Annotated in this window: 4 protein-coding genes; 3 read left to right on the top strand and 1 reads right to left on the bottom strand. The window is 65.9% G+C overall.

The features are described from left to right. From ACLQI9_RS21575 to ACLQI9_RS21565, 3 genes are all read left to right on the top strand, one after another. Window positions 1–570 (top strand): acyl-CoA dehydrogenase family protein (locus ACLQI9_RS21575; RefSeq protein WP_442392154.1); only part of this gene is annotated, 570 nt, incomplete at its 5' end. 24 nt (window positions 571–594) lie between these two features. Next, the gene (locus ACLQI9_RS21570; protein WP_442378626.1) at window positions 595–1716 is read left to right on the top strand and encodes an acyl-CoA dehydrogenase family protein; all 1122 of its coding nucleotides are present in this window, start codon (window positions 595–597) and stop codon (window positions 1714–1716) included. Window positions 1717–1731: 15 nt separating this feature from the next. Beyond that, the gene (locus ACLQI9_RS21565; RefSeq protein WP_442378627.1) at window positions 1732–2154 is read left to right on the top strand and encodes a PPOX class F420-dependent oxidoreductase; all 423 of its coding nucleotides are present in this window, start codon (window positions 1732–1734) and stop codon (window positions 2152–2154) included. Window positions 2155–2165: 11 nt separating this feature from the next. Here the strand turns inward: ACLQI9_RS21565 and ACLQI9_RS21560 are convergent, their stop codons facing one another. Continuing rightward, window positions 2166–13208 (bottom strand): type I polyketide synthase, encoded by an 11043-nt coding sequence (locus ACLQI9_RS21560; RefSeq protein WP_442392155.1) that lies wholly within the window; start codon window positions 13206–13208, stop codon window positions 2166–2168. Window positions 13209–13227: the final 19 nt, after the last annotated feature.

The raw sequence follows: 13227 nt of genomic DNA, 5'->3' as shown, positions 1-13227 counted from the left end.
ATCACGATGCGGCCGATCAAGTTGATCGACGGCAGCTACGAGGTCAACGAGGTGTTCTTTGAAGACGTCCGCGTACCCGCCGATCAGCTTGTCGGAGAAGAGAATCAGGGCTGGACCTACGCGAAGTTCCTGTTGGGCAACGAGCGAACCGGCATCGCCGGGGTGGGCCGCACCAAGGTTCGTCTCGCCGAGGTCAAACAGTGTGCCACCGACACCGGCCTGCTCGACGATCCGCTGTTCGCCGCCCGGCTCGCCGAAGCCGAAAACGAGTTGCTGGCATTGGAGCTCACGCAAATGCGGGTCGCGTCCGGCTCGACGGACGGCAAGCCCAATCCGGCGTCGTCGGTGCTGAAACTGCGTGGCAGCCAGTTGCAGCAGACCGCCACCGAATTGCTCGTCGAAGTGGCAGGTCCGGATGCGCTGCCCTTCGATGCCGGCGACGACATCGCGTCACCGGCGTGGGCGCAAGGTAGCGCGCCGCACTACCTGAACTACCGCAAGACGTCCATCTACGGCGGCAGCAACGAAGTACAGCGCACCATCATCGCGTCCACCATTCTCGGGTTGTAAGACAGAGGAGCGTGAGGTAAAGCCATGGACTTTCAATTGAGCGACGAACAGGTGCTGCTGCGCGACACCACCCGCGACTTGCTGTCCCGCAGCTATGACTCCGAGAGCCGCAACAAGATCATCGGCACCGACCTGGGCTGGAACCGCGACGTGTGGAGTCAACTGGCCGACACCGGAATTCTCGGGCTGGGCTTCGATCCGGCTGAGGCGGGACAGATCGAGGTGATGGTCGTGCTCACCGAAGTCGGGCGCCGGCTGGCACCCGAACCCATCGTGCATGCGGCACTGGGACCGGGGGCGATCATCGCCGAAGTGGGCAGCGACGCCCAGAAGGAACTTCTGGAGGAGGTCGCCGCGGGGCAGCGGCTGTTGGCGTTCGCGCACCTGGAGCCAGGCATGCGTGCGGCCTCGACCAATGGTGTCGCGACGACCGCTGTGCAGCAAGGCGATTCGTGGGTCCTGAGCGGGCGAAAGAACCCGGTGCTCGCCGGCGACTGCGCCGACACTCTGGTGGTCAGCGCGGAGTTGCCCGACGGCGGAATCGGACTGTTCCTGGTCGACGACCTGCACGACAACCCGGCCGTCACCCGCCACCCCTACCGCACATTCGACGGCCAGCGCGGCGCCCAGATCGACCTGAACCAGGCGCAGGCCGAGCCGCTCGGCGATGCGGTGGACGCGTCAGCCGCCATCGGCAACGCCATCGTCCGCATCCAGTCCGCGCTGTGTGCTGAGGCGGTTGGCGCAATGGAAGAGGCGCTTCGGTTGACAACCGATTACCTCAAGACGCGCAAACAGTTCGGGGTCACGCTGAACACCTTCCAGACGCTGACCCAGCGCGCCGCCGATATGTACGTCTCGCTGGAACTGGCCCGCAGCATGAACCTCTACGCCGCGATGTCGATCGCCGATGGGAATCTTGACCCCGTGGTCGCGGCGCGGGCCAAGCTGCAGATCGGCCGGTCGGGGCGCCATATCGGCCAGGAGGCTATCCAGTTGCACGGCGGCATCGGGATGACCGCGGAATACCCGCTCGGCCACTATGCGGCGCGGCTGACCGCTATCGAGCGCACTCTCGGATCGCCTCAGGACCAGTTGCATGTCCTGATCGATCAGGTTGGCGACTACGACGTCGTGACGCTGTAGGTCGGGAGGACTCGCTTGGCCGAACTCTCCGACGAAGTCGCCCAATTCTTGTCGGCGGGCACCCGCACCGGGATGCTGGGTTACGTCGCGCCCGACGGCCGGCCGCTGGTCGCTCCGGTGTGGTTCATCGTCGACAACGGCGAGCTGGTGTTCAACACCGGCCGCGACACGGCCAAAGGCCGTGCGCTGGCGAGGGATTCACGCGTTGTCATCTGCGTCGACGACCCCCATCCGCCCTACTCGTTCGTCCAGGTGCAGGGAACGGCCTACGTTAAGGACGGTGCCGAGGACCTGCTCGAGATTGCCACCCGGATCGGTGGGCGCTACATGGGCGCACATCGCGCCAAGGAATTCGGCCAGCGCAACGCCGTGTCCGGCGAGCTGGTGGTGCGGGTCCACCCGACCAAGGTCAACTCAGCCTTCAATATCGCCGACTGACCCGCCGGGCATCAACTCGGCTCTGCCGCTGCGACGGATTCCGAGCTCGGCTCTGGCGCGGCAACGGATTCCGACTCGCCCGACTGTGACGGCTCTGAGACAGACTCTGAGTCTGACTCCGCCAGCTGACTCGCGAGATACTCGGCGAGCCCACCGATCGTCGGATAGTCGAATACCGCGGTAGCGCTGATCGTGAACGCGCCACCGAACTGGCTGTGCAACCGGTTGCGGAGTTCGACCGCCATCAGTGAATCCGTACCCAGGTCCAGGAACCGATTGGTTGCGGCGGGCGGTTGCGCGAGCCGCAGGAATTGCTGCACTTCGCGCTGCAGGAATTCGGTCAGGAAACTGGCGCGCTGCACCTCGGGTATCTCCTGCAGTTGCCGGAGCAACTCACTGTCACCGGTTGTCTCCGCGACGGCACTCGGCAACACAAGGTCGAGAATCGGTGGGCGAGAACCGCCCAGCATCTTCGCGGCACGCTGCCAGTTGGCTTTGATGACCGTTGCCTGCCCAGTTCCGTTGGCGACAACCTCGGCGAGCGCGTGGAGGGCGGCAGTGGGTTCCAGCGGAACCAGGAGTTGCGCACCGACATTGGCGCGCGCGGCCTCCGAAGAGGCCATGCCACCCTTGGCCCAGGGACCAAAGTTGACGCCGGTCGCCGGCAAGCCTTGCGCCTTTCGTTCCGCGACCAGCCCGTCGAGCAGCGCATTGGCAGTCGCGTAGTTGGCCTGGCCGGGTGAACCGAGCAAGCTGGACACCGAGGAGGACACGATAAAGAAGTCGAGATCGTCGTTCTTCGTCAACCGGTCTAAGTGGTAGGCACCGAACGCCTTGGGCGCCAACACCGTCCGGAAACGCTCCACACTCTGTTGCGGTAGCAGCGCGTCGTCGAGCACGCCCGCCAGGTGTGCCACCCCCGCGAGCGGCGGCAACTCCGTACGGATCCGCCCCAGCAACTCATCGACCTGAGACTCGTCGCCGACATCGGCCGCGAAGGTGTGGATGCGGCACCGGTAGCGCTCGGTGATGTCGTCGATTGCGCGTTGTGCGTCCGCATCGGGCGTGCGCCGGCTGGTCAACACGATGTCACCGGCCCCGAGTTGGGCTAGATAGGCCGCCGTGTGCAGGCCGATTGCACCGAGTCCACCGGTGATCAGATAGCTCCGATCGCCTCGCGGCTGTAGTGGGTTCGGCATTTGCAGCACGATCTTCCCGATATGCCGCGCTTGCTGCATGCGGCGGAACGCGGCCTTCGCCTCCGTCAGCGGAAAGATCTCGACGGGTAGCGGCGTCCACTCGCCACTGGCCAACCCGTCCGACACCTCGGTCAGCAAACGTTTTATCTGCTCGGGGTCTCGCAGGGTGGTCTCGTCCAGCGCAACGATCTCGTAGGCGATATCGGGACGGGCCGCCGCCATCTGCTCCGGAGTCCAGATGTCTCGCTTGGCGATCTCGGCGAAACGGCCATTCTGGGCGGTGGCCCGCACGGTCGCTTCGACAAACCCCTCATTGGTCAAGTTGTTGAGCACCACGTCGACGCCGGCACCGTCGGTGTCGGCGAGGATTTGGTCGGCGAAATCCGTACTGCGCGAGTCGTAGACATATTCCACGCCCAGCTTGCGCAGCGTCGCGCGTTTGTAGGTGCTGGCGGTCGCGAAGACGATCGCGCCGTGCTGCTGCGCCATCTGGATGGCGGCCAATCCGACACCACCGCTGGCGGCGTGAATGAGCACACGGTCACCGGGCTTCAGCTGCGCCCAGTCGAACGCGAGCCGGACCGTGAGTGCCGCAGCGGGAATTGTTGCCGCATCTACCGCACTCACCCCGTCGGGAATCGGCGCCAGCAACAGAGCCGGCACATTGAACCGACTGGAGAACGCGCCCTGCATGAAGCCATAGACGCGTTGGCCAACGTCCAGTCCGGTCACACCGTCACCTAACTGGGTGACGACGCCGGCGAAGTCGCCGCCGATCAGCCCGGGATCGCCCGGGTAGAGGCCAAGCACATTGAGCACATCCCGGAAGTTGAGACCAGCGGCCTCCACCCGGACCTGCACACAGCCCGCGTCCGGTGGCGGCACTTCCCTCTCGGCCAGACGCAGGTTGTCGATCGCACCGCGTTCAGTAGGCGCCAGGACGTAGTCGGTTGCCCGCGGTACCGCGAGATGACCGCCGCGCGCCCATGGCAGTAACCGGGACGCCAGGAACTTTCCTTGCCGCAGTGCGAGTTCGGGTTCCTCGATCGGTGTGCCGAGCAGGCCGACCAGTGCGTGCACAGCCTCCTCTGATCCATCGCAATCGACCAGTTTGCAGCCCAGGGCCGGTTCCTCGTTGATGATGGTGCGACCGAGCCCCCAGAGCGCCGCCTGCACGGGGTCGACCGGCTCGCCGGATTCGGTTGCGACTGCCCGTTCGGTGATGATCCACAGTCCGCCCGGAAGTTTCACCTCGCCACCCTGCACGGTGTGCACTGCGCTGAGCAGGTTGGCGATTTCGGTCTCCAGCCGCGCGGCAACGTCGGCGCTCGACTCTTCTGCACTCGGTCCGGTGCTGCGCCAGACGACGCCGGAGAATGGCACACCGCGCTCGTGAGCCTGTGCCAACACCTGTCCCAGGGGCTCCGGATCCGTCGTCCGGTCGAAAGGGATGCAGCCCGGCACGTTGGCCGCCAGTTCGTCGAATCCGGCAATCAGCCAGTTGCCGATCGCATTTCCGGCGCCGTCGTTCGACGCCGGCGGCGGCAGCTCGTGCCAGCCGAGGGTGTACAGCAGCCGGGTGGCATCGCCACCGAGCCCGCGCAACAACGCCTCCCGGGGCGCGCGTTTCACCGTGTACTCGCCAATCCCGCCCAGGTGGCGGCCATCCCGATCGACGAAATCGAGATCGAAGACGTGCGTATCGCTGTCGAGATCGACAGTCTGCCACCTCGCGCGGCAATAAAACCGCCGTGGCATCCGCTCACGCAGCACCACCCGCCCATACCGCAGCGGCAAGAACAGATCCGCCGCGGCCTCCTCCTGTTCGCTCAACGTGAGAAGCGCCGCGCCGGCGATTCCGGTGCACAGGTCCAGCAGCACCGGATGGATCGGCTCGCTTCCGAGCTGTTCGGCGAGTTCGTCGCCGACGGCGATATCGCCGATCGCCTCACCCTCGCCGACCCACAGCGATTTCAGGGACGTGGACCAAGTAGACCCCCATGCCAGCTCCTTCTCGGCGAAGGTCTCGAACAGCTGCTGCGGATTCGTGCGGTTCATCCGCTCGATATCCGCGTCGATGGAGTCCGCCGGATCGGGTGCCGGCTCGTCATCGACACCGGTGACGGCGGTGCCATCGGCGTTCAACGACCATTCAGCATCACGGACGCCGTACGGGCGGCTGTCCACCCGGAAACTCCAGCCGCCGCCGTCCTCCAGCGGATGCAAAGTCAGCTGCACCTCGCGAGAATTCTTCTCGGCCAGGATGATCGGCTCATAGAAAAAGATGTCTTGCACCCGCGCCGGCGGCCCAACGGCGGCCAGGGCCATCGCCGCATACGTAGCCCCCGGAACGACAACGGTGCCATAGATGACGTGATCGGAAATCCACGGCTGCGATTTGACGGACAGCCTGCTGGTGTAGACGGCGTCGCCGGAGGCGAGATCTTTTGCACTACCCAGGATTCCGGATACTGCAGCACCCTGACCATCGACGGCGATGCCGGACGTCTTGGGCCAGAAGCGACGGCGCTGGAACGGATAGGTGGGCAGTTCGAGTCTGCGGCGAGGTTGATGATGCAGCGCAGCGAACTTGGGCCGATGGCCGCTGACATAGGCCGCGGCCAGCGCTTCGGCGATCTGGCGCCGGTCGCCGACGCCCTTGCGCAGGGAAACGATCGCACGCGGCGCAGCCAAATGTTCCGGCCAGACCTGCACCGCAGCCCCGGTCAGAACCGGTTGCGGACCGATCTCCATCAACACCGAGCATCCCAGCGCCGCGACGGTGCGCACGCTTTCGGCGAACTGCACCGGCTGGCGGGAATGCCGCCGCCAATATTGTGCGTCTAGCGGGGTTTCCGCCGTGAGCACGGCGCCGGTGCGGTTGCAGACCAGCGGCAACGTCGGGACAGCGAACTGCAACCGTGCTGCGTACGACTCGAATTCACTGAGCACCGGCTCCAGCAACTCCGAATGGAAGGCGTGGCTGGTTTCCAGCCAGCTGCAGCGGATCCCGTCGTTACCACATCTGGTGACTATCTGTTCGAGATCCGCGCCCGGACCCGACAGCACTGTGTTGGCGCCGTTGTAGGCGGCGACCGACACCCGCGGGAATTCGTTGGCGATCTCCTCCACGTGCTTGGCGTCGGCGAACACCGCCACCATTCGCCCACCTTCGGGCAGACTGCCAAACAGCCGGCCGCGCTCGGCCATTAGCCGTGCCCCGTCCTCGAGGCTGAAAACCCCGGCCACACACGCCGCCGCGTACTGGCCCACGCTGTGTCCCAGCACCACGTCGGGCTCGATGCCCCACGACTGCCACAGCCGGGCCAGGCCCATCTCGACGGCGAAAAGCGCCGGCTGCGCAAACGAGGTGTGCCGCAACGTTCCTCCGGCCTCACCGCCGGTTTCGCGGTCGGTGGCGAACAGCACTTCCAGCAACGGCCGCGGCAGGACCTCGCTGACCGCGTCCGCGCAGCGTGTCACCGTGTCCGCGAAAACCGGCTCAGCGTCGAACAACTCGCGCGCCATCCCCGGATGCTGGCTGCCCTGCCCGGTAAACAACCATGCCGTCGTCGGTCGGTCAGTGCACTCGCCACGCACCACACCGGGTCGCAGCCGATTCTCGGCCAACTCGGCCAGGCCCTCGCGTGCGCCTTGAACCGAATCCACGACCAGCGCGGCCCGATGTTCGAAATGCGAACGCCCCGCCCCGGCCGTAAGGCACACGTCGGCGATGTCGACCTCTGGGTGAATGTCCAACCACGCCACGTATCCCTCCGCCAACGCCACCAGCGCCTGCGGTGACCGCGCGGATAGCGGCAGCACATTGACCGGTTGGTCTTGAGTGTCCGACTCAGAGGCGACGACCGCGACGTCGCCTGCCGAGTGTTCGTCGTCGGTCGCCGGTTGCGCTGGCGCCTCCTCGATCAGCACGTGGGCGTTCGTGCCGGTGAACCCGAAGGAACTTACGCCGGCGCGCCGCGGCCTGCCGTTGGCCTGCCACGGAATCGCATTGTCTACGACTCGCACCGGCAGCGAGTCCCACGGGATATGCGGCGACGGTTTCTCAAAGTGCAGGCTCTGCGGCAGCACTCCGTGCTGCAGCGACAACACGACCTTGATCAGACCGGCGGCCCCTGATGCCGACTCGAGGTGGCCGATGTTGGACTTCACCGATCCGATCAGCAACGGCCGGTCCGCGTCACGAGCGGCACCATAGGCGGCCCCGGCCGCCTGAACCTCGATCGGATCACCCAGCGGGGTGCCCGTCCCGTGCGCTTCAAGGTAGTCAACATCCCCGCCGGCGAGACCGGCGCGAGCCAGCGTCGCGGTGATAAGCCGTTGCTGTGCACCCCCATTGGGCGCCGTCAAGCCACTGGAAGCGCCGTCTTGATTGACCCCGCTGGCCAGGATGACCGCGCAAACCCGATCGCCGTCGCGCACCGCATCGCTCAGCCTCTTGAGCACCAGAATCCCGCAGCCTTCACTGCGCACATAGCCGTCGGCCGCCGCGTCGAAAGTCGCGCAGCGCCCGTTGGGGGAAAGCATCCTGGCGCGCGAGGCGGCGATCATGGATACCGGACTCAGCAAGACGTTCACACCACCGGCCAACGCCAAATCGCAATCACCGGAGTGCAATGCCTGGGAGGCCTGATGGACGGCCACCAACGACGAGCTGCACGCGGTATCGACCGCCACCGCCGGTCCTTCCAGTCCGAATGCGAAGGCAACCCGACCCGAAATGGCATTGAGCGCATTGCCGGTCATGAAATGGGGCTCCATGTTCTCGACCGAGTCGTTGGAAAACAGATGCGAATACTCGTTGAAAGACACCCCCACGAAGATTCCACTTCGGCTGCCGCGCAACGCCCCTGCCGAATACCCGGCACGCTCCAAGCCCTCCCACGCAGTTTCCAGCACCAGCCGCTGCTGCGGATCCATCCACACGGCCTCGCGCGGGGAAATACCGAAGAACTCCGGATCGAACCCGTCGATTCCGTCGAGGTATCCGCCGGAGCGGCTGTAGGTCTTGCCGGGTGTCCCTGGATCCGGGTCGTAAAACTCGTCGATGTCGTATCGGTCATCCGGGATTTCCCGGATCGCATCGACACCGCCGGACAACACCTCCCAGAAAGCCTCGGGATCGGGCGCGCCGGGAAAATTGCACGCGACCGCGATGATCGCGATCGGCTCATCCGTGCGCGTCGTCACCGCTGAGGCCGGCTGGGGCCGTGCATTGGCGGATGCCTGCTCGCTGAGCCCGAGCACGTCGCCGAGCAGGTAATCCGCCACGTCGGACAGACGTGGGTAGTCTATCGCCAGGGTCGCCGGCACCTCCTTGCCCACTGCATGCTCGATGCGGCTCCGCAGTTCGACGGCCATCAGCGAATCCATGCCGAGATCGAAGAATCCGACGTCCTCGCGGATCTCCGCGGCACCGACTCGCGTCACCTCCGCCACCGCGTCGCGCAGATAATCCGTGACAAGTTTCTTGCGCTGCTGCACCGGAGCGTGGGTGAGCTGCTCGACCAGTCGAGTCTTCCCAGAAGGCGTTGGTGCCGGCGCCACATCGGGCACCTCACGCTCCAACTCCGCCAGGAATAACCGCCTCCCCGCTTGCTGGTAGAGCGGCAGGAAGCGGGCCCAGTCGATCCGGGCCACTGTTCCTTGTACGGGGCCTTGTGTTCCCTCCTGCGCGGAAGAAGCCGCCATGAGATCAGCCATACCCGCCAGTGCATCGGCAGGTGACAATGTCCGGACCCCGCGCTGCTCCAGTCGCGCACGAGCCTCCTCGTCGGCCATGCCCGCCGACCACGGACCGAAATTCACGCTGATCCCAGAGACGCCCTGCTCGCGCAGCCGCCACGCCAGCCCGTCGAGGAAGGCGTTGGCTGCGCCATAGGCGGTCTGACCGAACCCGCCCCATACTGAAGCGATCGAGGAAGTGCTGAGGAAGAAGTCCAGCTGCAGGTCAGCGGCTGCTTCGCTCAAATGCCAAGCACCCCAGACCTTCCCGGCGAACACTCGATCCACTTCGGCGTCGTCCAAGGTTTGCAGCGGGGTGGTACCGATCTCGCCTGCGGCGTGCACGATGCCGGCCAGCGGCGGTAGTTCGGCCTGCGCAGTGGCCAAGAGGCGAGCGACGTCGTGCGGATTGGCGACATCGGCCGCGATGACCCGGACTTCGCAGCCGTGCTGTTCGCGTAGAGCATCGATGCGCTCTTCCGCGGCGTCGCTGGGCGAGCGTCGGCCGGTCAGCACCAGATGCCGGGCGCCGTGCGCGGCCAGGTATCCGGCGATTTCCAGTCCGAGCGCACCCAGCCCGCCGGTCACCAGATATGTTGCGTCATCACGCAGTGCCAGCGGTGTTGCGATCGGCTGCCCTGCGCGTCGAGTCAGCCGGGGAACATAGACCGCTTGATCCCGCAGCGCGACTTGGTCTTCGCCGCGGGGTGCTGCCACCAGCTGGTCGATCAACCGCGACCATTCGTCGACACCGCCTTCGGACAGATCCACCAGTCCGCCCCACAGTCGTGGATGTTCCAGCGAGGCGGCGCGACCGAACCCCCACAGGCAGGACTGCACCGGTGACACGGTGTCCGCGCTGGTGACCCGTTGTGCGCCGCGGGTTATCAGCCAGATGGGTGTGCGGAGTTCAGCGGCAACCGCGGCGCGGAAGAGTCGCCGTGTCCCGCCCAGGATTCGGTGTTGCATCCGCTCCAGCGATTGCGTCGATGGTGCGGTGTCCGGGTCGAGGGCCGCGAGATGCAGGATACGCAGCGTCGGTTCGTCTGCTACCGCAGCGCGCAACGTAACTTCGAGTCGTTCCTCGTCCGCGTCGGACACCGGCAGCCCGAGGATCCGGTGCCGGTGACCCTGCGCGGTCAGCGCGTCCACCAAAGGCTGAACCACCTCGGCGTCATCGCCAATAAGGAGCCAGGCAGATCCCTCGCCGGCTTTCGCACCTGAGGCCTCTGAAACCCCAGCAGCGGATTTCTCCCAGCGAATCTCGTAGCGGCAGTCCGTGATGGACCGAGCTTTGCGCTGTTGGTTGTGTTGTGCAGCAAGCTGTTTCAGCACATCGACGGTCTGTTGATTGCCGCTTGCACCGTCGAGCACCGCGGCGAGTTCCTCGATCCGGCCGTCCTCCAGAAGCCGGACGGCTTCGGTACGCATGGCATCGGTCTGGGCGGCCCGGACCCGCTGCTCACCGAACCAGTACTGGCGATGCTGGAACGGATAAGTGGGCAGGTCGAGCTTGCGCGCCGGTCCCTGCCGGACAGCGCCGAAGTCGGGCAGGTGGCCCAGGACGTACGCGTCAGCAAGGGCTTCGGTGATCTGGCGCTGGTCGGCGCTGTTTCGACGCAATGACGCGATCGCCCGCGGTGCAGTGGCCGGGTCAGGCCATGCCCGCAGGGCTGCGGCGGTGAGCACCGGTTGCGGGCCGACCTCCAGCAACACTTTGCAACCCAGATCGGCAAGGGTGCGCACGCTCTTGGCAAATTCCACCGGTTGGCGCGCGTGGCGACGCCAATAGGAGCCATCGAGTTTCACGCTCCTGCCGAGCGCGGCGCCGGTGCGGTTGCACACCAAAATCCGTTGTGGCGGGCTGAAATTGAACCGGTTCGCATACGACTCGAACTCGTTGAGGATCGGATCCAGCAGCGCCGAGTGGAACGCGTGGCTGGTGTCTAGCCAATCACACCGCACACCGTCGGCCGTCAACCCGGCCACCGCCTGGTCCAGATCCTGCGCAGGTCCCGACAGTACGGTGTTGGCACCGTTGTAGGCGGCAACCGACAGACTCGGGAACTCGTCGGTCAGGCTCTCGACACGCTCGGCGGCGGTGAACAGCGCGACCATCCGACCGCCCGCAGGCAAACTGCCGAACAGGCGGCCGCGCTCGGCCATCAGCAGCGCGCCGTCCTCGAGGCTGAACACGCCCGCGACGCAGGCCGCCGAATATTGGCCGACGCTGTGCCCCAGCACCACGTCGGGTTCGAAGCCCCACGACTGCCAGAGACGAGCCAGGCCCATCTCGACCGCGAACAAGGCGGGCTGCGCGTAGGAGGTCCGCCGCAGCGTCTCTTCGCTATCCGGGCCATCCGCGTCGAAAATTACATCCACCAAGGGCTTTTCGAGAACGTCAGCGACCACTGCCGCGCAGCGTGTCAGTGTCTCGGCGAACATCGGCTCGGTGTCGAACAGCTCCCGGGCCATGCCGGGGTACTGGCTGCCTTGACCGGTGAACAGCCACGCCGCTTTCGGCGTGTCGTCGGATACTCCGCGAACCAAACCGGGTGCAGGGCGGTCGTCCGCGAGCGCACCGAGTAACTCACCGGCTGATTCTCTCGAATTGACCACCAACGCAGCCCGGTGCTCCAAGTGTGCTCGCCCCGCCCCGGCGGTAAAACACACGTCCGCCAGGCTGGCCTCCGGGTGCGCGCTCAACCAGCTGCGATATTGATCGGCGATTTGCACCAATGCGGCGGGTGTCCGCGCCGAGAGCGGGAGGATGCTGAACCGTCGGCCCCCGGGCTGGTCGACCGGGCTCGGTGGCGCAGCGACCTGGCCCACTTCCTCGGGCGCTTCCTGCAGGATGACGTGCGCGTTGGTCCCGGCGAACCCGAACGAGCTGACTCCCGCAATACGAGGCTGGTCGTTGCGTTCCCAGGCGGTGGCCTCCTTGACAACCTGCACCGCAAGCCGGTCCCAGGGAATGTGCGGAGACGGATTGCGAAAGTGCAGGTGCTGCGGCAGTAACTCGTGCTCGAGCGACAGGATTACCTTGATCACGCCGGCGATCCCCGCGGCGGCTTCCAGATGCCCGATGTTCGTCTTCACCGAGCCGATCAACAGCGGCCGGCTTGCCTCGCGCCCGACTCCGAGCACCGCGCCCGCGGCCTGGGCCTCGATCGGATCGCCCAGGGATGTCCCGGTACCGTGTGCCTCCAGGTATCCGACGTCGCTGGGGGCGACGCCGGCGCGCTCCAGCGCCTGGGCGATAACCCGTTCCTGCGCAATGCCGTTCGGCACTGTCAAGCCGCCCGATGCGCCGTCCTGGTTGACCGCGCTGCCCCGGATCACGGCCCGAATCCGGTCGCCGTCTCGGATCGCGTCGTCGAGCCGCTTGACGACGATGACGCCGCAACCCTCGCCGCGCACGTAGCCGTCCGCGGCCGCATCGAATGTCTTGCACCGGCCGTCGGGCGCGAGCATGTGCGCCTGGGAAAAGGTGATCATGGTCGCCGGGGTGAGCAGTACATTCGCGCCGCCGGCCAGCGCGAGGTCACATTCCCCTAAGCGCAGCGCTTGGCAAGCCTGATGGATTGCCACCAATGACGAGCTGCACGCCGTGTCGACGGCGACCGCCGGGCCCTGAAGCCCCAACCGATAGCTGATCCGACCCGCCGCTGCGGCCGACGACGTCCCGATCGCCGTGTAGGCTTCGATCTCGGCGTAAGTCAGCTCGTCGGATGCCATTCCCAAGTAGTCATGGGTGGACAAACCGATGAACACACCGGTGTTGGTGTTCGCCAAAGCCGTTGGCGCGGTGCCCGAATGCTCCACCGCCCGCCACGCCGTCTCCAGCAAGATCCGATGCTGCGGGTCCAGCCGGCTGACTTCGCGTGCCGACATACCGAAAAACGGCGCGTCGAAACCCGTTACGTCATCGACGAAACCCGCCCGACGGGTGACAATCTTGCCGGGCGCATCGGGATCTGGGTCGAAGAATTCGTCGGCATTCCACCGGTCCTGGGGCACCTCAGATACGGCATCCCGGCCTTCACGTAGCACCCGCCAGAATTCGTCCGCATCGGCCGCACCCGGGAGGCGCACTGCGTAGCCGACTATCGCAAAACCCGATGCCCCC

It is taken from the genome of Mycobacterium sp., assembly GCF_052143115.1.
GTDB lineage: Bacteria > Actinomycetota > Actinomycetes > Mycobacteriales > Mycobacteriaceae > Mycobacterium.
This window is presented reverse-complemented; position numbering and strand designations above follow the sequence as displayed.